The organism is Pseudomonas guineae (genome assembly GCF_900113745.1).
Classification (GTDB): Bacteria; Pseudomonadota; Gammaproteobacteria; order Pseudomonadales; family Pseudomonadaceae; genus Aquipseudomonas; species Aquipseudomonas guineae.
This window is the reverse complement of sequence record NZ_FOQL01000003.1, coordinates 536,260-556,228: the sequence shown is the minus strand read 5'-3', so window position 1 is coordinate 556,228 and position 19,969 is coordinate 536,260. Positions and strand designations below refer to the sequence as shown.

Sequence of the window (19,969 nt, the reverse complement as noted above, 5' to 3'; positions counted from 1 at the left end):
AGCCCGGCAATCATCAGCAGGCCCGGCGGCACGTTGATGTAGAAGATGTATTCCCAGCCGAAGTTTTCGGTCAGCCAGCCGCCGAGTGTCGGGCCGATTGACGGCGCGAAGGTCGCGGTTAGGGCAAACAGCGCCATGCCCTTGGCGCGGTGATGCTCGGGCAGTTTGATCAGCGTTAGGGTGAACGCCAGGGGGATCAGCGCGCCGCCAGTAAAACCTTGCATGGCGCGGAATACAATCATGCTTTCCAGGCTCCAGGCCAGTGAACAGAGTAATGAGGAAAACAGAAAGCCGATGGACACCCACACCGCCAAGCGCCGCGCTGAGAGCAGCTGCACCAGCCATGCGGTGAGCGGGATCATGATGATCTCTGCAACCAGATAAGAGGTGGAGATCCACGAGCCTTCTTCCAGGGTAGCCGACAGCGCGCCCTGGATGTCCTTGAGAGATGAATTGGTGATCTGGATGTCCAGCACGGCCATGAATGCGCCGAGCATGGCGCTCATCACCGCAATCCAGTCGCGCCGGCTTGGTTCGCCAGCGGGGCGAATCAGGGCATCAGCCGCCATGGCGAGTGTCGCCGCTGATATCGATTGTGACTTCGACCGACATGCCCGGGCGGATCAAGCCCTTGAGCGGGTTGTCCGCGGCGAAGGTCAGTTTCACGGGAATGCGTTGCACCACCTTGGTGAAGTTGCCGGTGGCATTGTCAGGCGGCAGCAGGCTGAACTGCGCGCCGGACGCGGCGAACAGGCTCTCTACCTGGGCTTCGATGGCGGTATCGGGAAAGCTGTCGAAGGTCAGTTCAGCGCTTTGCCCAGGGTGCATGCGGCCGATCTGGGTCTCTTTGAAGTTGGCCTGAATCCAGATTTCCTCGTCAGGCACCAGTGACAGCAGGTAAGCACCCGCCTGGACGACTTGGCCGTTGCGTGCGGCACGCTGGCCGATAAAGCCGCTAATCGGTGCGTGAATCTGGGTGCGTGTGAGGTTCAGCTCGGTTTGCGCCAGGTCGCTGCGGGCGCTGGCGATCTGTGCTTGCAGGCGCTTGATCTCGGCGTTAAGGGTGTTGATCTGCTGGCGCTGAGCCTGCAAGTCAGCCTGAGCTTTGCTGACGTGCGAGCGGGCGATGCGGCTGTCGGCTGCCAAGGTGGTAACGCGTTCTTCGGAGACGAAACCTGGCTTGCGCAAGGCTTGGGCGCGTGAAAGGTCTATCTGCGTGCGCCCTAGGGTTGCTTCGCTCGCCGAGACATCGGCCTGGCTGGCGGCAATCAGGCTGCCTTGTTGGTGCAGCGTGCTGCGCGCCTGGCTGAGTTCGGCTTCGCGCGTCGCCAGGGTTGCGACGGCGCGGTGCTTGGCCAGCTCGAAATCGGCGCTTTCCAGCACCAATAGCAACTCGCCTTTTTCGACGTGTTGATTGTCCTGCACCAACACCTGCTCAATGCGCGCGCCAAGTTGGCTGGATACGCGGGTGATCTCGCCCTGTACGTAGGCGTTGTCGGTGCTTTCAAGGTAGCGACCGACCAGCAGCCAATGACCGAAAAGGGCGGCGGCAATTAGGCCAAGAATAGTTATGAAAATGAACAGGCGGCGTTTCAGTTGGGCGGGCATAGCGGGCGCTCGACGCTCGGGCAAAAGTGTAAGCAAATTTAGCAGTGTTCCTTTCACGCCTGTAGTCGTTAGACTTCATAAACTTTGTTGCTTATAGGGAACAATCATGGGCTTGGATGATGCGCTGATCTTCACGCGGGTGGTCGAGTGTCACAGTTTCACCCTGGCAGCGCAGGGGTTGGGTATGCAGAAGTCGACCGTCAGCCGGCGTATCGCCTTGCTCGAAGAGCGCCTTGGGGTGCGCTTGATCAATCGCACCACGCGTAAATTACGCCTGACCGAGGTGGGGCAGGCCTATTACGAGCGGTGTCGGCAGATCATGCTCGACTTTGCCGAAGCCGAGCAGGCGGTGATGCAACTGCAGCAGGAGCCTTCCGGCTTGCTGCGGATCACGGCGCCGATTGAGTTCGGCCAGTTATTTCTTGGGCGCGTGCTGGGCGATTTCATGCGCCTGTATCCACAGATCAATGCCGAAGTGGAGCTGACGTCGCGGCATGTGGACCCGGTTGAGGAGGGCATTGATATTGCCATTTTGGTCGGTCAGCCACAGGACTCGACGCTGATCGCGCGCAAATTATTTGAGACCCGTCGGCGTTTATATGCCAGCCCTGACTACCTGGCCCTGCATGGCACGCCGCAAGCGACGGCGGAGTTACTGGGGCATCGGGCAATTGTGCTGCCGAATGACTCGCCGCGATATTGGCCGTTATTGGGTGAGAGCATTGCCTGCCAGCGCGCATTGGCGTGTAACAACATAACCTTTGCTCGTGAGGCGGCGCTGGCAGGCGCGGGGATTGCCGGTCTACCGGTAATGATCACCGCGTTGGCGGTGGCTGAAGGCCGCTTGATTGAGCTATTACCAGAGGCCTGCTTGCCTGAGGGCGAGTTGTATGCCGTCTATCCTTCACGGCGCTTCCAGGCGATGAAAGTGAAAACCTTTCTTGATTTCCTGATGACCAGTCTGCCTCTGTCGGATGGTCGGCTGCTGGAGCCGGCGGCGGCCAGCCTGTTAATATCGCCGCCTTGAAACGATTGCCCGTTGCATATTCCTCTGAGAGCTGCCATGACCACCGTTCGTACCCGTATCGCGCCGTCGCCCACTGGTGATCCGCACGTAGGCACCGCCTATATCGCCCTATTCAACCTGTGCTTTGCCCGTCAGCACGGTGGCGAATTTATCCTGCGCATTGAAGACACTGATCAGGTGCGTTCGACCCGTGAGTCGGAACAGCAGATATACGACGCCCTGCGTTGGTTGGGTATTGAGTGGAGCGAGGGTCCGGATGTTGGCGGCCCGCACGGCCCGTATCGGCAGAGTGAGCGCGGTCACATCTATCAGAAGTACAGCGCTGAGCTGGTGGAAAAAGGCCATGCTTTCCACTGTTTCTGCAGCGCCGAGCGCCTGGATAAAGTGCGCGCCGAACAGATGGAAGCTAAGCAGACGCCGCGTTATGACGGCCATTGCATGAACCTGTCGGCCGCCGAGGTGCAGCAGCGTTTGGCGGCAGGTGAGCCGAATGTAGTGCGCATGAAGGTGCCGACTAACGGCGTGTGCGTGGTGCCGGACATGCTGCGTGGTGAAGTTGAGATCCCGTGGGATCGCATGGACATGCAAGTGTTGATGAAGACTGACGGCCTGCCGACCTATTTCCTGGCCAACGTGGTCGACGACCACCTCATGGGCATCACCCACGTGTTGCGTGGCGAAGAATGGCTGCCATCGGCACCCAAGCTGATTCTGCTGTACGAATACTTCGGTTGGGACAAACCGCAACTGTGCTACATGCCGCTGCTGCGCAATCCGGACAAGAGCAAGCTGTCCAAGCGGAAAAACCCGACCTCGATCACCTTTTACGAGCGCATGGGCTTCCTGCCGCAAGCGATGCTTAACTACCTTGGGCGCATGGGCTGGTCGATGCCGGATGAGCGTGAGAAGTTCAGCCTTGACGAGATGGTCGAGCACTTCGATATAAACCGGGTCTCACTGGGCGGGCCGATCTTCGATCTGGAGAAGTTGTCCTGGCTCAATGGTCAGTGGATGCGTGAGCTGAGCGTTGAAGAGTTTGCCGCTGGTGCGCAGAAGTGGGCCTTCAACAACGATTATCTGATGCAAATTGCCCCGCATGTGCAGGGTAGGGTGGAAACCTTTAGCCAGATTGCACCGTTAGCCAGTTTCTTCTTCGCCGGTGGCGTGGCACCAGATGCCGCACTGTTCGCGCATAAAAAACTCTCGGCCGACCAAGTGCGTCAGGTCATGCAGCTCATTCTTTGGAAGCTGGAAGCCTTGCGCCAATGGGAGAAGGAGCCGATTACTGGCTGTATTCAGGCGGTAGTCGAGCACTTGGAGCTTAAGCTGCGCGACGCCATGCCGTTGATGTTCGCCGCGATTACGGGGCAGGCCAGCTCGGTGTCGGTACTCGATGCCATGGAGATCCTTGGTCCGGATTTGACCCGTTTCCGTCTGCGCCAAGCCATTGAGCTGCTCGGTGGTGTGTCGAAGAAAGAAAACAAAGAGTGGGAAAAGTTGCTGGCGGCTATAGCCTAAGTCGCTGATTGCCCCATCCGCTCGTCGTTTTGGCGCTATGAGATGGGGTAAGTGGTTGTTCTGTCAGCATAAAGAATAGGCTTGCAGGTAAAAATAATGTTGACAGATGGTGGGCGCACTCTTAACATGCGCCCCGTCCTTGAGATGGGGGTATAGCTCAGCTGGGAGAGCGCTTGCATGGCATGCAAGAGGTCAACGGTTCGATCCCGTTTATCTCCACCATTTTCAAAGCCGTAAGGCTTGCCACAACTAGTTCTAGTAGCTGGTTGGTTGTAGAAGGGTTACGTCCCCTTCGTCTAGTGGCCTAGGACACCGCCCTTTCACGGCGGTAACAGGGGTTCGAGTCCCCTAGGGGACGCCATTTTTGCCCGTTCTGCGGGATTTTGAAGGGTCATTCTTAATTGAATGGCCCTTTTGTTTTTTAGGCCGCCTGAAAAATATCTACGGCGATAATGAATTATGTGTGCTGCTTAATTAATGGTCATATCGATAAAGCTCTGCTTGTAGTGCTTAAACGCCTGGTCATTCAGTTTCAGGCATCACCCAGGGCGTTGCTCTCGTAGCTGATCACTTGGTTTCGGCCAGCAGCTTTGGCTTGGTACAGCGCGTGGTCGGCATGGCGCAGCAGCTGTTCACGATTGCACTTGGCATCCGGAATCAGCGCATAGACGCCAATACTCAGGCTCAGGCCAATGCTCAGCCCTTTATGCAGGCATGGATGAGTGGCCACGTCGTCACGTAACTGTTCGGCTAAGTCCATCGCCCCGACCTGGTCGGTATCACCGAGCACCACCGCAAACTCCTCGCCGCCGAAGCGTACCAGCAAGTCGTTGCCGCGCATGCGCTGCTGCATACGCTGGGCAGCGTGCTGCAGGCAGGCGTCACCAATCAGATGGCCATACTGGTCGTTGACCTGTTTAAAGTGGTCCAAGTCCATCATTAGCATGGCAATCGGCTGCCGGCTGCGTTTGGCCTGCGCGAGCATGCGCTCGAGTTCTTCGTTGAGTACCTGGCGGTTGAAAAGCCCCGTCAGGTTGTCTCGACGGCTGAGTTCGGCCAGTTGCTGATTGGCCGTTGAGAGCTCTTGCAGCGCTTGCTCCAGCGAGGCCGTGCGTTCCTGTACGCGGGCTTCGAGCCCTTCATTGATCTGTCGTTGCAAGTTCAGGCTCTTGGCTTGTTCCATGCGCAGCTGATGCTCTTTGGCAAACAGTCGTACCTGAGCCAGTTGGTAATCGCTTTGGGCTTGGCGAATACGTGAGCCGAGGGCGATCGAGAAAATCACCAGCTCTATCAGGCTGCCGATCTGTTGGGCGTGCAGCGTCAGCAGTGAGTTGGCAATCACGCCAGTCCCGCTGAGTACGCTGAATAGGCTGGCGAAAATCAGTGCTGACCAGCCGAGGGCAAACAATTTGGCCTGCGCATAACCTGCGCGCCAGCGCAGTACGGTAATGATGCAGCCGATAACCGCGCAGACTATTAGCAGAGCAAAGCTACCGAACAGCGCCACTTGGTATGGCGCAGTCAGGGCCAGAGCCATTACCAGCAGACTGCAGCTCAGCAATGTGCGGCTGATCCAAGTGTAGGCTGGGTGTTGGTTCTTGAGGTCGAGAATGCCGTAGGTGAAAAAAATGCCGAACAGGGTCGCCAGGGCTGAGCTGAAGGGAAAGCTCAGCTGATGCCATGCCAGTGAATTCGGCCAAAGCCACTGCAGAGCAAACCCCAGCTGAATGAACTGATAGACACCAAAGCTGGCGACAAACAGGCTGTACCACAGGTAGTTGCGATCACGGGTGATGGTGAAAATTGACAGGTTATAAACCGTCATCACCAGTAGCGCGCCGAAGAACAACCCTTGCAGCAGCAACATGAGCTGTTCGTGATGGATGAAGGCTTGCTCGCTCATCAAACTAGCGCTGAGGTTAGCCGAGCCGTCTGTCTGCATCCTTAAGATCAGCTGGCGCTCTTCTCCAGCCGCTAGGCTGAACGGCAGTACCAGTTGGCGGTGATCGATCCAGCGCTGGTGAAAGGGCCGTTGATCGCCGGACTTATAAACACGGTCGCCGTCCAGGCCATAAGCATCCAGCGTATCAAGCAGTGGATTGGCGATTAGCAGAACCCATTTGATTGCCTGATTGCTAGGGTTGTGCAGGGTGGCGCGCAGCCAGTAAGCGTGTTTGCTATAGCCGAAGCTGGCATCGCGGCGCGCCACCGCTTGCCAGGCGGATTCGGGGAGCTGGCGAACGCTGTGTATGTCAGCCAGGCCGTCAGGATCTGCCCAGACTTGCATGCTGGGGCCTAGAAGCTGCGGCGAATTGCTGGCTATAAGCGGTAGGCTTGTGGCCTGAGCCAACGTTGGCAGCAACAACAGTAGAAGTACACGCAGCAACACAGTCAAAACAGATTTCTCATGGCAAGAGCGTTAGCTACTAGGCAAAAGGTGCATTATTGCGCGGGCTTATGACAGATCGATAGCTTAGTCGAGGTTACTTATGGGCTGTAATTTGTTGCATTGCTATGCCGAGCGCAATGCTTGTTTGCACGCGCTGGCCGTCGACCTGCGGGCGCAAATTCAGGCCACCTTAGCGGTACAATCGCGCGCTGGTCTGCTCCTGCCAGGAGGTAGCAGCCCGCAGGCGTTACTGCCGTTGCTGGCGCAGCAACTGGATGGCCGGCGTATTGACCTCAGCCCCAGCGATGAGCGCTGGGTGCCGGCGCAGGCGGCCGAAAGCAATTGGCAACTGTTGCAGCAGGGTTTGCCTGAGGCTAACTGCCTAGACCCTCGTCAGGGTGCGACGCTAGCGCAGGCCGCGTCAGTGTGGGGCGAGCACCTCAAGCAGTGGCATCCGTTTAGCGCGGTGCTACTGGGTATGGGTGAGGACGGCCATATCGCTTCGTTGTTTCCCGGCATGCCAGGCCTGGCGGTGGCGCTCGACCCGGCTGCGGAACCGGCTGCCTTGCCGGCGCAGGCGCCACAGGAACCCCGTGAGCGCCTGTCGCTGAACGTGGCCATGCTGCAGCGAGGGCTGTGGCTGGGCTTGCTGGCGTTTGGCGAGCGCAAGCGCAAATTGATTGATGCCGTGCTGGCTGATGAGCCTGCGGCTCGAGACCTGCCCCTTTATGCCTGGCTGCAGAACAGCCCGCTACCGGTAAACATCTACTGGGCTCCCTGAGCCGTTACACTGCAAGTCCGAACCTCGCAGATAAAGGGAGTCGTCATGTTGCATCCGGTTGTTGAGCAGGTCACCGCCGCCTTGGAGCAGCGCTCGGCCAAACGCCGCGAGCGCTATTTGCAGCGCCTGGTGCAAGCGGCGGGGCGTACTGCGCATCAGGCGTTGGGGTGCTCCAATCTGGCTCATGCCCTGGCTGCGCAACCCGATGACGCGAAGCTGATCATGAAGCAGGGTGGCTCGCCGCATGTGGCAATCATTTCCAGTTACAACGATCTGCTCTCGGCCCATGCGCCGCTCAGGGATTATCCCGAACGGCTGAAGGTGGCGTTGGCCAAGGCCGGTGCGACCTCGCAGTTTGCGGCTGGGGTGCCAGCCATGTGCGATGGCATTACGCAAGGCGAAGGCGGCATGCAGTTGTCGCTTTTTTCCCGTGACCTGATTGCCCAGGCTACTGCCATTGGCTTGACCCATGGCATTTTCGACGGCGCGCTGTACCTCGGCGTGTGTGACAAGATCGTCCCCGGTTTGTTAATAGGCGCGCTGCATTTTGGTCATCTGCCCGCGGTATTTGTGCCGGCAGGCCCTATGCATTCGGGCCTACCGAATAAAGAAAAAGCCGCAGTACGCCAACGTTTTGCCCGCGGGGAAGCCAGTCGTGATGAGTTGCTGGAGGCTGAGCTAGCGGCATACCACCAGGCAGGCACCTGCACCTTCTATGGCACCGCCAATACCAATCAGCTGCTGATGGAGGTCATGGGTCTGCATGTGCCAGGCAGTGCCTTTATCAATCCTTATACGCCGCTGCGCGATGCACTGACTGATGAAGCGGCGCGCTTGGTTGCGCACAACAGTCGCCAAGGCGAACGCTATCTGCCGGTCGGTCAGCAGATTGATGCGCGGGCGCTGATCAACGCCGTGGTGGCCTTGCTCGCCAGCGGCGGCTCGACCAACCACACCTTGCACCTGCCGGCCATTGCCAGGGCGGCTGGCTATGAGCTGAGCTGGGATGATTTTGCCGCGCTGTCCAAGGTGGTGCCGCTGTTGGCGCGGGTGTATCCCAATGGCGCGGCGGACGTGAATCAGTTCCAGGCCGCCGGCGGGCCCGCCTGGCTGCTGCGCGAATTACTCGGCGCAGGCTTGCTGCATGACGATGTGACGACCGCAGCCGGGCACGGCTTACGCGCCTATACCCGCGAACCCTGGCTAGATGGCGAGCGCCTGGCTTGGCGTGACCTGCCGCAGCAAAGCCCGGCGCGCGACATTGTCCGTGTTGCGGCTGAGCCATTTGCCGAGGAGGGTGGGTTGGTATTGCTCACGGGAAATCTGGGGCGCGCCATCGTGAAAACCTCGGCGGTGGATCCAGCATTCTGGAAAATTCGTGCCCAGGCGCGCATTTTTGATTCAGAAGCGGCCGTGCAGGCGGCTTACAGCGCCGACGAGCTGCAAGGTGACTTGGTACTGGTGGTGCGCTTCCAAGGCCCACAAGCCAATGGCATGCCAGAGCTGCATAAATTAATGCCTTTGTTGGCCAATATGCAGCAGGCTGGGCAGCGTGTTGCGCTGGTCACCGATGGGCGCATGTCCGGTGCTTCCGGGCAGGTTTCTACGGCGTTGCACGTGACCCCGGAAGCTGCCGCTGGCGGCGCGTTGGCGCGGTTGCAGGATGGTGACTGGCTGGTGCTGGATGCGCAGCATGGGTTGCTGCAGGTAGAGCTGAGTGAACAGCAACTTGCTGCACGACCCCTAGCTGCCGCCAGTGTTGAAATGGAATTGGGCTTTGGCCTAGAAATGTTCGGCGCGCAGCGCCGCCTAGTCGGTTCGGCTGAGCAGGGTGCCAGCAGCCTGTTTGAAGAATGAGAACAAAGATTGAACCTTGAACGTGGGGAGCAACGCATGAGCCTGACGATGGATGCAGTGCTGCAACAGGCACGCCCGGTACTGCCGGTGTTGGTAATCGAAGACGTCAGCCTGGCGGTCGATTTGGCGCGTGCGCTGCACGCGGGCGGGATTCGTGTGCTGGAAGTGACATTGCGCACGCCGCGGGCATTGGACGCGCTGGCGGCAATGCGTAAGGCGCTGCCGGATCTGTTAATTGGCGCGGGCACGGTGATTCATGCCGAGCAGTTCGGTGAAGCCCGCGATGCCGGTGCGCAATTCGCGGTCAGCCCCGGTTGTACCGAGCGTTTGGCCGCTGCTGCCGAGGATTCCGGGTTGCCTTATTTGCCGGGAGTGATGACGCCGTCGGAGGTGCTGCTGGCGCTGGAATATGGCTATCGCTCGTTGAAGCTGTTCCCGGCCGATGGTGCCACCAGCATCAAGATGCTCAAAAGTTTCAAAGGACCCTTCACCGGTATCCGTTTCTGTCCCACCGGCGGCGTGACCCCGGATAACTTGTTGGGCTTTCTACGATTGCCCAATGTGGCTTGCGTTGGCGGCACCTGGATCGCCCCCAGTAACCTGGTGCGCGCCCGCGCTTGGGATCAAATCACCCAGTTGGCCGCCGAGGCCCGGGCATTGGCGGGTGGCTTGGAGCAGTCGGCATGATGTGGGATTTAAATAACCCGTTTGTTATTGATATCGAGGTTACAGCGGACGATATCGACGGGCTTGGGCATGCTAACAACGCGGTGTATGTCAGCTGGCTGGAACGCTGCGCCTGGCGACATTCGCAGTTTCTCGGGCTGGATTTAACCGAGTACCGCCGCCTCGATCGCGCCATGGCCGTGTTGCGTCACGAAATCGATTACCTGGCCAGCGCCTATGAAGAGCAACAGTTGCAGATGGCCACTTGGATCGTCGAGTCCGATCAGCGCCTGAAGATGGATCGCTGTTTTCAGCTGATTCGCCCTAAAGATGGCGTGACCTTGTTGCGGGCGAAAACTACTTTTGTCTGCATCGAGCTGTCCAGTGGCAAGCCTAAGCGCATGCCTCGTGAATTTGTTGACGGTTATGGTGTGGCGCTGCAGCCCGCTTTTCCCATGGAACTTTGAGGCACCGTCGGGCTAAAGCCTGACCGCTGACCTACTGCGCCGCGTAAACTGCGCGGCGTTTTTTATGGTCTGCCTGCTATGGCTGCTATCCCTTTGGGGTGTTGTTGTGCAGCACTTAAAAAGTGCGCCCGGAAATTTTTGAGAGCTGAATTTATGCAAATCGCCCTGGCCCCGATGGAGGGGTTGGTCGACGAAATCCTTCGCGATGTGCTGACTCGGGTCGGCGGCATCGACTGGTGCGTGACTGAATTTATCCGGGTCACCGAGCGAGTATTGCCGGCCAGCACCTACCAGAAGCTGGCGCCCGAATTGTTCAGTGGCGCGCAAACGGCGGTTGGTACGCCGCTGCGCGTGCAGTTCCTGGGCTCTGATCCCAGCTGTTTGGCCGATAACGCGGCTTATGCTTGCACCTTGGGTGCGCCGGTTATCGACCTCAACTTCGGCTGCCCGGCCAAGACGGTAAACAAGTCCCGTGGTGGTGCCGTGCTGCTCAAGGAGCCTGAGCTGCTGCATGCCATCGTTTGCGAGGTACGGCGCGCGGTGCCGGCGGCCATTCCGGTGACGGCGAAAATGCGCCTAGGCTTCGACCACAAGGACGATGCCATGGAGTGCGCGCAAGCCCTGGCTGACGGCGGTGCCGCGCAGATCGTGGTACACGCGCGGACCAAAGTTGAAGGCTATAAGCCACCGGCGCACTGGGAGTGGGTGGCGCGGGTGCAGGAGGCGGTCAAGGTGCCGGTGTTCGCCAATGGCGATATCTGGAATCTGGACGATTGGCAGCGTTGCCGTGAGGTCAGTGGTGTCGAGGACATCATGCTCGGTCGTGGCTTAGTGGCACGCCCGGACCTGGCCCGGCAGATTGCCGCCGCCAAGGCCGGGCAGGCGGTGGTCGCGATGAGTTGGGCGGAATTGCAGCCGCTGCTGGCGGATTTCTGGCTGCAGGCGCGGCGCAAAATCTCACCGCGCTATGCGCCAGGGCGGCTCAAGCAATGGCTGGCAATGTTGACCCGCAGCTACCCAGAGGCGACCGAGCTGTTCAACCTGCTGCGCCGAGAAAGCGATTGCCTGCATATCGATGCCTTGCTCGGTATTCAGTTTGCCGAAGCGCAACGTCAGCAGGCGAGCGCCTGATATTCAGCGTCCGCGGCTGACATCATGGCTGCCCGCCTGGGTGATCTCGCTAACCAGCGACTCAGCCGCTGCCTGTTGCCGGTGATAATTCATGCACAGCGCATAGCCATGGGCCGCTGCCTGCCTGGCGGTAGCGGCACCAATGCCGCGACTGGCACCGGTAATCAGCATGACCTTGGTCATCGCGTCCCCTCCCTGTAAGAAAATTTTACAGCGGCTTGAAATCATTCTGAGTAACCACATTTCAGTGATGTGGGATGCCGAAGTCGGGTTCCATATTGACGACTCGCTGAAATTCAGGAGGTTTAAATTATGAGCACTGCATTTTCCATGACCCCACTGCTGCGCCAGTCCGTTGGCTTCGACCGGTTCAATGACCTGTTCGAGTCTGCCATGCGCAATGAAGCGGGTAGCAGCTATCCACCCTATAACGTTGAGAAATATGCCGACGATCAGTACCGCATTGTGGTCGCGGCGGCCGGCTTTGAGGACGACGATCTGGAGCTGCAAGTCGAGCGTGACGTGCTGACTGTGACCGGTGGTAAGCGTGATAACAGCACCGAGAACGTCACCTACCTGTATCAGGGCATTGCTCAGCGGGCGTTCAAGCTGTCGTTCCGTCTGGCCGACCATATCGAGGTCAAAGCTGCCAACCTGGTTAATGGTCTGCTGAATATCCACCTGGTGCGCATCGTGCCGGAAGAAGCCAAGGCCAAGCGCATCCCGATTGGTGCAAGCCGTTCGGTGCTTAACAGCTAACGATCAGGCTGCAAAACAGCAAGGGCACCCGCCGGTGCCCTTGCTGTTTTAGCGCGGTGTAAGTACGCGGTTGTCGTGCAGCAATTGGCGAAACTGCTGCAGCGGCACCGCTTTGCTAAACAGGTAACCCTGGTAGTGATGGCAGCCCTGTTGTTGGAGGAATTCCAGCTGGTCAAGTTGTTCAACCCCCTCGGCAATAATGTCCAGCCCTAGGCTGTGCGCCATGGCGACGATGGCGCGGATGATTTCCGCGTCGTTGGCATCCACAGTGGCCTCGCGCACGAAGGATTGGTCGATCTTCAGGACATCTATTGGCAAACGTTTGAGGTAAGTCAGCGAGCTGTAGCCGGTGCCGAAGTCGTCCATAGCGAAGGTCACGCCGAGACGCTTGAGGCGGTTCATCTTGGCGACGGTATCGTCAATATTCTGGATGACGATGCCTTCGGTGATTTCCAGTTTAAGCATGTTGGGCGGCAGATGACTGCTGCTCAGGCTGCTTTCCACGCGTTCGACAAAATCACTTTGGCGGAACTGCCGTGGGCTGATATTCACGCACAAGCTGAACTGCGTAGCGTCGACCATAGCCAGCTGGAGTAATTGCGCGCAGACGTGACAGGCTTCGGCGAGCACCCAACCGCCGACTTCGAGGATTAACCCGCTTTCTTCGAGGATGGGGATAAACAGCGCCGGTGATTGCGCGCCCAGTATCGGGTGCATCCAGCGCAGCAAGGCTTCGGCGCCGATAATCTGGTTGCTGCGGGCATCCACCTGAGGCTGGAAGTGCAGCTCGAACTCGCCCCGCGCTAATGCCAGGCGCAGGTCGTTTTCCAAACGCAGGCGTTCGCTGGCGGCTTTCTGCATGGTGTCGCGGAACAGCTGGATGGTATTACGCCCCGAGTCCTTGGCCCGGTAAAGGGCGATGTCGGCACGCTTGAGCAGGTCTGAAGGCGTGTCGCCGTGGTCGGGGATCAGGGCGATACCGATACTCGGCGTGACCTGCAACTGGTGGCCGTCGAGCTGCATCGGCTCAGCCAGCAGGTGGCGCAGTTTCTCCGCTACGTTGCGGACTTGGCGGAGCACCGCTGAGCGTTTACCTTCCAGGCCGGAAATCAGCACGACAAACTCGTCACCGCCCAGGCGGGCCACGGTGTCTTCTTGGCGCACGCTGGCCTCCAGGCGTGCGGTGACCAGCTTGAGTACGGCATCACCGACCGGATGGCCGAGTGAATCATTGATGTGTTTGAAGTGATCGAGGTCGATAAACAGCAGGGCGCCGCGTAATTCATGGCGCTTGAGCAGCGCGATCTGCTGAGTGAGGCGGTCGAGCAGCAGGGCGCGGTTGGGTAGGTTGGTCAGCGAATCATGGTAGGCCAGGTGCTGGACTTGGGCCTGGGCCTCTTTCAGCTCACTGATATCACGGGCGGTCAGCAACAGGCAGGGTGTGTTGTGGAGTTGGATAGGTTCAACAGAAACCTCAACTTGCTTAATTCGCCCGTCGCGGTGTCTGCCGAGCATTTCCATGCGGTGAACATGCCCGTCGCGCTTGAGTATTTCCAGCATTTGAGCGCGTTCTGATGGGTCAGCCCAGACGTTAATCTCTAAAGCTGTGCGACCGATGACTTCTTCAGCTGTGTAGCCGTTTAGCCGACAGAATCCTTCATTGACCTCAATATAGCGGGCGCTGTCGCGTTCGGTGATGGTGATGGCGTCTGGGCTGGAGTGGAATGCTAGGGCGAATTTTTCCTGGCTGGCCTGCAGCTCCGCCTGGGCTTTCTGCCGTTCGCTGATATCGCGAAAAGTCGTGAGTAGGCAGGTTTGGTTATTCAACAGCAACGGCCTTGAGGAGATCACGCAGGTGATCGCGCGGCCGTGTTTGTCCAAGTAGTGCGTCAGTTCATTGTGCACGCTCTGGTCGCGCTCCAATTTGCTGTACAGCTCGGCCAGTCTGCTGATGTCGGCCCAGAAATTCAGGTCGATCATCCTGCGTCCGATTACTTCGTCGGGTTGCCAGCCGAAGGTCTGACTAAAGCTTGAGTTGATTTCCAAGACAAGGCCTTCCGGCATAGTCGTCAGGGCGATTGGGTCTGGGCTGGCCTGAAACAGGCTGGAAAACTTGGCTTCTGAGGTGGCCAGGTTTTGTTCGCGGCGCACTCGCTCGCTGATATCGATAAGGATGCCCGCCATGCGCTCTGGTTTGCCGTCGGCATCTCGGTAGAGCTTGGCGGTGCTTTCGAGGTAATGAACCTCTTGGTTGGAATAAATTGCCTGGTAGGTAACCTGGTAATTCTCGGTGCTACCTTGCGCCAAATTCTGATAATACACGCGCATGGCGTGACGGTCAGACAGTGGTACACAGCTGAAAAATTTACGGAAATCGTCATGGAACGGCTGTTCTTTCAGGCCGTGGAGTTTGGCCGCGCGGGGCGAACCAAACAGCATGTTGCTGGGTATGTGCCAGTCCCAGGTGCCCAGATCGGCCGAGTTCAGAGCCAGGTTCAGGCGCTCTTGGCTGTCGCGTAGCGCCTGTTCTTGTTCGCGTTGCAGGGTGATGTCACGCAGCGACAGAACCAGGCAGGGGGTGCCTTGCAGCAGTATTTCACCGCCGAAGAGCAGGTTTTTGCGGATGCTGCCGTCACGGTGATACAGCGATACTGACAGGCCGTTGAGGCTGTTGTTGCTGATCGCATCCAGCATTCGTCGGCGATCCTCCAGGCTCGCCCAGATGCCTATTTCCAGAGAGGTGCGGCCTAGGGTTTGTTCACTGCTCCAGCCAAACTGCTGTTCGAAGCCAGCGTTAACTTCGATAAAGCGCCCGCTGGCTTTATCGGTGATCACCACGGCGTCGGGGCTATAGTTGAAGGCCTGGGCGAATTTTTCCTCGCTACTGCGTAGCGCCTGCTCGCGGGCCTGCTGCTCGCTGATGTCGCGGATTACGCCCATTACCCGTGGCTTACCGTCGGCATCCTGTTGCAGGCTACCGCTGATTTCCAGCCAATGCAGGCTGCCGTCTGGCCAATGAATCCGGTGGCGAGCAGTGTGGTGGCTCGGGTTGTCAGCGAGCAGTTGTTCGAATAATTGCAGGACTTCGGCGCGATCCTCTTCAGGGATCAGCTCGATGTAGTTGAGCCGTTTTTGCAGCGGCTGCTTGGGGTCGAAGCCGAATAAGGCCTGGGCTCCACGTGACCAGCTGACTCGGCCACTTTCGATGTCCCAGTACCAAGCCCCCAGTTTTGCGCCATTAAGGGCGCGCAGCAGACGCGGCGCGTCGTTCCATGTGCTTTCAAATTCGGCAGGGTTCAATGCCTGGATAAAGGGCAGAGGCGGACGGCGATTACCGGATTTAGCCACGACCAACGCTTCCTTCGTATTCGCAGGCTTCTTGGTCGTTGGCCAAACAAATGGGCTGAGTCATGCACAAACCTTTCTTATCGTTATAAGCCACGTTAGCCCTTAGGGGGTGGCCTGTGCAAGGTCATCACGTTGGGCGTCGAGAAGGTCCATAAAGGCCCGCGCGGCATTCGATAGAGTGCGTTCGGTGTGTGAAATGTAGCCTAGCTGGCGCGTCAGTTGGATGCCAGGTAACGGTAAGCGCGCAACCTGGTCGTCGAGCATGGTGCGCGGCAGAACGCTCCAGGCCAGGCCGATGGAAACCATCATCTTGATGGTTTCCAAGTAGTTGGTGCTCATGGCGATATTCGGGGTCAGGCCCTGGGCCTCGAACAGGCGTTGCACAATATGATGGGTAAAGGTGTTGCCCCCGGGAAAGACCGCCGGGTGGTGGGCAATGTCGGCCAGGCTGATCGCACCATTGCGCGCCAGCTCATGCTCGGGGGCGGCAACAAAATCCAGCGGGTCGTCCCATACCGGTACCGCATGCACTGGCTCGCGGGTTTCCGGGGCGAGGGTGATCACCGCCAGTTCGGCGCGACCATGCAGTACCTCTTCATAGGCCACTTCAGAGTCGAGAAACTGGATGTCCAGCGCCACTTGCGGGTGCGCACGGGTAAAGGTGCGTAGCAATGGCGGCAAGCGGTGCAGGCCAATGTGATGGCTGGTTGCGAGGGTCAGGCGGCCGCTGATCTCGCCATTCAGGTTGGTCAATGCGCGGCGTGTATCGTCCAGCACATTGAGGATTTGATAAGCCCGCGGCAGCAACGCACGGCCGGCTTCGGTCAGGCTGACCTCGCGGCCCAGGCGATCGAACAGGCGCACGTTGAGCTGCTGCTCCAGGCTGGCGATGCGCTTGCTGACGGCTGGTTGGGTCAGGTGTAAACGCTCAGCGGCTTCAGAAAAGCTGCCCAGCTCGGCAATCGCAATAAAGGCATTGAGGGTGGCGAGATCCATTAAGTAGCCCCTGGGGGTGTGCAGAGTAGGAATGCTGTCTGCGTCGTAATCTATCCGTATTCCCTAATGGAATCCATATGATGAAAAATATGAATTTGAGTAATTTGTCCTAAGCCCATAGGATTACCCCATAAGCCAAAGGGCTATTTGCCCAGGCACAGAAACACGCAAATGAGGGAATCGCTGATGGCCGGCAAAACGCTCTACGACAAGCTCTGGGAAATGCACGAAGTGAAGCGCCGTGACGATGGTTCGTCGCTGATCTACATCGACCGCCATATCCTCCACGAAGTGACCTCGCCGCAGGCCTTCGAAGGGTTGCGTCTGGCCAGCCGCAAGCCGTGGCGCATCGACGCTAACATCGCCACCCCGGATCACAACGTGCCGACCACCAAGGCTGAGCGTCAGGGCGGCCTAGAAGCTATCGCTGATGAAGTGTCGCGGATTCAGGTGCAAACCCTGGATGAGAACTGCGACGAATACGGCATCCTCGAATTCAAGATGAACGACATCCGTCAGGGCATCGTCCACGTGGTCGGCCCGGAGCAGGGTGCGACCTTGCCGGGCATGACCGTGGTCTGCGGCGACTCGCACACCTCGACCCACGGTGCGTTTGGCGCATTGGCCCATGGCATCGGCACTTCCGAAGTTGAGCATGTACTGGCAACCCAGTGCCTGGTGGCAAAAAAAATGAAGAACATGCAGGTGCGCGTTGAAGGCCAGCTGCCGTTCGGTGTCACCGCCAAGGACATCGTCCTCGCCATCATCGGCAAGATCGGCACCGCGGGCGGCAATGGCCATGCGCTGGAGTTCGCCGGTAGCGCCATTCGTGAGTTGTCGCTGGAAGGGCGCATGACCATCTGCAACATGTCTATCGAGGCCGGTGCTCGCGTCGGGCTGGTGGCGGTGGATGAGAAGACCATCGCTTACGTCGAAGGGCGTCCGTTTGCACCGAAAGGCGCGGATTGGGCCCAAGCCGTGGCACAGTGGCAGGACCTGGTGTCCGACGCTGATGCACAGTTTGACACCGTGGTTGAGTTGCGCGCCGAAGACATCAAGCCACAAGTCAGCTGGGGTACTTCGCCGGAAATGGTCTTGGCCGTCGATCAGAAGGTGCCGGACCCGGCGGTTGAGAGCGACCCGGTGAAGAAGGATTCAATTACCCGCGCGCTAAAGTACATGGGCCTGCAGGCCAATCAGGCGATCACTGATATCCAACTGGACCGCGTCTTTATCGGCTCTTGCACCAACTCACGCATTGAAGACCTGCGCGCGGCCGCTGAAGTGGCCAGGGGCCGCAAAGTGGCCGCGACTATTAAGCAGGCCATGGTGGTGCCGGGCTCCGGCCTGGTTAAAGCCCAGGCGGAAAAAGAAGGTCTGGACAAGATCTTTATCGAAGCCGGCTTTGAATGGCGTGAGCCAGGCTGCTCCATGTGCCTGGCGATGAATCCAGACAAGCTCGGCAATGGTGAGCATTGCGCGTCTACCTCCAACCGAAACTTCGAAGGCCGTCAGGGCGCCGGTGGGCGTACTCATTTGGTCAGCCCAGCCATGGCAGCAGCCGCTGCTGTGACCGGTCGCTTTATTGATGTGCGTGAATTGATCCAGGCCTGAGGACTCGACTATGAAAGCTTTTACTCAACACACCGGCCTGGTCGCTCCACTGGATCGCGCCAACGTCGACACCGACCAGATTATCCCTAAGCAGTTCTTGAAATCGATCAAGCGCAGCGGTTTCGGCCCGAACCTGTTCGATGAGTGGCGCTACCACGATATCGGTCAGCCGAATCAGGACAACTCCACGCGCCCGCTCAATCAAGAGTTCGTACTGAACTTTGCGCGTTACCAAGGCGCCAGCGTGCTGCTGGCGCGGGAGAACTTCGGCTGTGGGTCAAGCCGTGAACACGCGCCCTGGGCGCTGGAAGAATACGGCTTCCGCGCCATTATCGCGCCGAGCTTTGCTGACATTTTCTTCAACAACAGCTTCAAGAACGGGCTGTTGCCGATCATTCTCAAGGAGGCTGAAGTCGATGCGCTGTTCCAGCAGGCTGAAGCTAGCGTTGGTTATCAGCTGACCGTCGACCTGGCTGCGCAAACCGTGACCCGTCCGGATGGCGTGCAATACAGCTTTGAGGTGGATGCCTTCCGTAAGCACTGCCTGCTTAATGGCCTCGACGATATCGGTTTGACCTTGAAAGACAGCGATGTGATCAAAACCTTTGAAAGCACGTATCAGCAGCGCAGCCCTTGGCTGTTTGGCGCCATCAAGTAATCAGTGGGCGAGTGCATCGGTCATTCGCCGCTTAGTGAGTTGAGAAGAACATGTCCAAGCAAATTCTGATTCTCCCCGGTGACGGTATTGGCCCGGAAATCATGGCCGAAGCGGTCAAAGTGCTGAACCTGGCCAACGAAAAGTACAGTCTGGGTTTTGAGTTGAGCTTTGATGACCTCGGTGGTGCAGCCATCGACCGTTACGGTGTGCCGTTGGCTGACGAAACCTTGGCCCGTGCTAAGGCCGCTGATGCCATTCTGCTGGGTGCCGTAGGCGGTCCGAAATGGGATGCCATCGACCCAGCTATTCGTCCAGAGCGCGGTCTGCTGAAGATTCGTTCGCAGCTGGGCCTGTTTGGCAATCTGCGTCCGGCCATCCTCTATCCGCAACTGGCCGATGCGTCCAGCCTCAAGCGCGAAATCGTTGCCGGCTTGGACATCCTCATCGTCCGCGAACTGACCGGCGGCATCTATTTTGGTCAGCCGCGTGAAAGCAAAGTGCTGGAGAACGGCGAGCGGATGGCCTATGACACCTTGCCTTACAGCGAGAGTGAAATCCGCAGGATTGCTCGTGTTGGTTTTGACATGGCCCGTGTGCGCGGCAAGAAGCTTTGCTCGGTGGACAAGGCCAATGTACTGGCGTCCAGCCAACTGTGGCGCACCGTGGTCATTGAGGTAGCCAAGGATTATCCGGACGTCGAACTCAGCCACATGTACGTCGATAACGCTGCGATGCAGCTGGTGCGCGCGCCCAAGCAGTTCGATGTAATGGTCACCGACAATCTGTTTGGCGACATTTTGTCGGATGAGGCTTCCATGCTTACTGGTTCCATCGGCATGCTGCCGTCCGCTTCGCTGGATGCCAACAACAAAGGCATGTACGAACCGTGCCACGGCAGCGCGCCGGATATCGCCGGACAGGGCATTGCCAACCCGTTGGCGACCATCCTGTCGGTGTCGATGATGTTGCGTTACAGCTTCAACCAGACGGCTGCAGCCGATGCGATCGAGCTGGCGGTGAGCAACGTTCTGGATCAGGGCCTGCGTACCGGTGATATTTACAGCGCCGGTACGACCAAGGTCGGCACCACAGCAATGGGCGATGCAGTAGTCGAAGCGTTACGCAGTCTGTAATCTTCCTGGCCCGTCGG

At 58.6% G+C, this 19,969-nt stretch carries 16 protein-coding genes, 2 tRNA genes and 1 pseudogene; 13 read left to right on the top strand and 6 right to left on the bottom strand.

Features of this window, described 5'->3' with window-relative positions; translation table 11 throughout:
- The coding region (locus BMZ32_RS14130) for an MFS transporter (protein ID WP_139213964.1) at positions 1–569 on the bottom strand (569 nt) is incomplete at its 3' end.
- Entirely contained in the window at positions 559–1,608 is a 1,050-nt protein-coding gene (locus BMZ32_RS14125) for an HlyD family secretion protein (RefSeq protein ID WP_090243036.1), read from the bottom strand. The genes BMZ32_RS14130 and BMZ32_RS14125, both read right to left, overlap by 11 nt.
- Positions 1,609–1,714: 106 nt before the next feature.
- Here BMZ32_RS14125 and BMZ32_RS14120 point away from each other — a divergent pair, with 106 nt between their 5' ends.
- From BMZ32_RS14120 to BMZ32_RS14105, 4 genes are all read left to right on the top strand, one after another.
- A complete protein-coding gene (locus BMZ32_RS14120; protein ID WP_090243035.1) occupies positions 1,715–2,635 on the top strand; it encodes a LysR family transcriptional regulator in 921 nt (306 codons plus the stop codon).
- Positions 2,636–2,671: 36 nt separating this feature from the next.
- Entirely contained in the window at positions 2,672–4,153 is a 1,482-nt protein-coding gene (gltX, locus tag BMZ32_RS14115) for a glutamate--tRNA ligase (protein ID WP_090243033.1), read from the top strand.
- 146 nt (positions 4,154–4,299) lie between these two features.
- Positions 4,300–4,375, top strand: a tRNA-Ala gene (locus BMZ32_RS14110).
- A gap of 63 nt (positions 4,376–4,438) precedes the next feature.
- Positions 4,439–4,514 (top strand) — tRNA-Glu (locus tag BMZ32_RS14105).
- Between the two features lie 171 nt (positions 4,515–4,685).
- Here the strand turns inward: BMZ32_RS14105 and BMZ32_RS14100 are convergent.
- Positions 4,686–6,440 carry a sensor domain-containing diguanylate cyclase gene (locus BMZ32_RS14100; protein WP_244153978.1) on the bottom strand — a complete coding sequence of 585 codons (1,755 nt, stop codon included), beginning with the start codon at positions 6,438–6,440 and terminating at the stop codon, positions 4,686–4,688.
- A 202-nt stretch (positions 6,441–6,642) separates the two neighbouring features.
- Between BMZ32_RS14100 and BMZ32_RS14095 the strand changes: the two genes are divergently transcribed.
- The 5 genes from BMZ32_RS14095 to BMZ32_RS14075 all read left to right on the top strand — a co-directional run bounded on the left by BMZ32_RS14095 (position 6,643) and on the right by BMZ32_RS14075 (position 11,444).
- Positions 6,643–7,323, top strand: a complete 681-nt coding sequence (locus tag BMZ32_RS14095) for a 6-phosphogluconolactonase (RefSeq protein ID WP_090243025.1) — start codon at positions 6,643–6,645, stop codon at positions 7,321–7,323.
- Positions 7,324–7,371: 48 nt separating this feature from the next.
- Positions 7,372–9,180: a phosphogluconate dehydratase gene (gene edd / locus BMZ32_RS14090; protein ID WP_208598728.1), complete on the top strand. Its 1,809-nt coding sequence runs from the start codon at positions 7,372–7,374 to the stop codon at positions 9,178–9,180.
- A 36-nt stretch (positions 9,181–9,216) separates the two neighbouring features.
- Complete coding sequence (locus BMZ32_RS14085) at positions 9,217–9,867, top strand: bifunctional 4-hydroxy-2-oxoglutarate aldolase/2-dehydro-3-deoxy-phosphogluconate aldolase (protein WP_090243021.1); 651 nt, start codon at positions 9,217–9,219, stop codon at positions 9,865–9,867.
- Positions 9,864–10,313, top strand: a complete 450-nt coding sequence (locus BMZ32_RS14080) for an acyl-CoA thioesterase (protein WP_090243019.1) — start codon at positions 9,864–9,866, stop codon at positions 10,311–10,313. The genes BMZ32_RS14085 and BMZ32_RS14080 overlap by 4 nt, the downstream gene beginning before the upstream one ends.
- 153 nt (positions 10,314–10,466) lie before the next feature.
- A complete protein-coding gene (locus BMZ32_RS14075; RefSeq protein ID WP_090243017.1) occupies positions 10,467–11,444 on the top strand; it encodes a tRNA dihydrouridine synthase in 978 nt (325 codons plus the stop codon).
- A 74-nt stretch (positions 11,445–11,518) separates the two neighbouring features.
- On the opposite strand, the pseudogene BMZ32_RS14070 reads toward BMZ32_RS14075, so the two are convergent.
- Positions 11,519–11,627, bottom strand: a pseudogene (locus tag BMZ32_RS14070) (SDR family NAD(P)-dependent oxidoreductase); the annotation flags it as partial.
- 129 nt (positions 11,628–11,756) lie between these two features.
- Here BMZ32_RS14070 and BMZ32_RS14065 point away from each other — a divergent pair.
- Positions 11,757–12,203: an Hsp20 family protein gene (locus tag BMZ32_RS14065; RefSeq protein WP_090243014.1), complete on the top strand. Its 447-nt coding sequence runs from the start codon at positions 11,757–11,759 to the stop codon at positions 12,201–12,203.
- 48 nt (positions 12,204–12,251) lie between these two features.
- Here the strand turns inward: BMZ32_RS14065 and BMZ32_RS14060 are convergent, their stop codons facing one another.
- Entirely contained in the window at positions 12,252–15,551 is a 3,300-nt protein-coding gene (locus BMZ32_RS14060) for a sensor domain-containing protein (protein ID WP_090243012.1), read from the bottom strand.
- Between the two features lie 102 nt (positions 15,552–15,653).
- Positions 15,654–16,547 (bottom strand): LysR family transcriptional regulator, encoded by an 894-nt coding sequence (locus tag BMZ32_RS14055; protein ID WP_090243009.1) that lies wholly within the window; start codon positions 16,545–16,547, stop codon positions 15,654–15,656.
- Positions 16,548–16,733: 186 nt separating this feature from the next.
- Here BMZ32_RS14055 and leuC point away from each other — a divergent pair, with 186 nt between their 5' ends.
- From leuC to leuB, 3 genes are read left to right on the top strand one after another with little or no spacing between them, the layout of a single operon-like run.
- Positions 16,734–18,161, top strand: coding sequence for a 3-isopropylmalate dehydratase large subunit (gene leuC / locus BMZ32_RS14050; RefSeq protein WP_090243007.1), 1,428 nt, complete (start codon positions 16,734–16,736; stop codon positions 18,159–18,161).
- A 10-nt stretch (positions 18,162–18,171) separates the two neighbouring features.
- The gene (gene leuD / locus BMZ32_RS14045) at positions 18,172–18,819 is read left to right on the top strand and encodes a 3-isopropylmalate dehydratase small subunit (protein ID WP_090243005.1); all 648 of its coding nucleotides are present in this window, start codon (positions 18,172–18,174) and stop codon (positions 18,817–18,819) included.
- Positions 18,820–18,869: 50 nt separating this feature from the next.
- Positions 18,870–19,952, top strand: coding sequence for a 3-isopropylmalate dehydrogenase (gene leuB / locus BMZ32_RS14040; protein ID WP_090243004.1), 1,083 nt, complete (start codon positions 18,870–18,872; stop codon positions 19,950–19,952).
- Positions 19,953–19,969: the final 17 nt, after the last annotated feature.

Coding starts and splice junctions, on each gene's coding strand:
- BMZ32_RS14100 (WP_244153978.1), bottom strand. CDS start 6,440: ATGCAAGTCTGGGCAGATCCTGACGGCCTGGCTGACATACACAGCGTT.
- leuB (WP_090243004.1), top strand. CDS start 18,870: ATGTCCAAGCAAATTCTGATTCTCCCCGGTGACGGTATTGGCCCGGAA.
- BMZ32_RS14065 (WP_090243014.1), top strand. CDS start 11,757: ATGAGCACTGCATTTTCCATGACCCCACTGCTGCGCCAGTCCGTTGGC.
- leuC (WP_090243007.1), top strand. CDS start 16,734: ATGGCCGGCAAAACGCTCTACGACAAGCTCTGGGAAATGCACGAAGTG.
- BMZ32_RS14125 (WP_090243036.1), bottom strand. CDS start 1,608: ATGCCCGCCCAACTGAAACGCCGCCTGTTCATTTTCATAACTATTCTT.
- gltX (WP_090243033.1), top strand. CDS start 2,672: ATGACCACCGTTCGTACCCGTATCGCGCCGTCGCCCACTGGTGATCCG.
- BMZ32_RS14080 (WP_090243019.1), top strand. CDS start 9,864: ATGATGTGGGATTTAAATAACCCGTTTGTTATTGATATCGAGGTTACA.
- BMZ32_RS14095 (WP_090243025.1), top strand. CDS start 6,643: ATGGGCTGTAATTTGTTGCATTGCTATGCCGAGCGCAATGCTTGTTTG.
- BMZ32_RS14055 (WP_090243009.1), bottom strand. CDS start 16,547: ATGGATCTCGCCACCCTCAATGCCTTTATTGCGATTGCCGAGCTGGGC.
- BMZ32_RS14120 (WP_090243035.1), top strand. CDS start 1,715: ATGGGCTTGGATGATGCGCTGATCTTCACGCGGGTGGTCGAGTGTCAC.
- BMZ32_RS14075 (WP_090243017.1), top strand. CDS start 10,467: ATGCAAATCGCCCTGGCCCCGATGGAGGGGTTGGTCGACGAAATCCTT.
- BMZ32_RS14085 (WP_090243021.1), top strand. CDS start 9,217: ATGAGCCTGACGATGGATGCAGTGCTGCAACAGGCACGCCCGGTACTG.
- leuD (WP_090243005.1), top strand. CDS start 18,172: ATGAAAGCTTTTACTCAACACACCGGCCTGGTCGCTCCACTGGATCGC.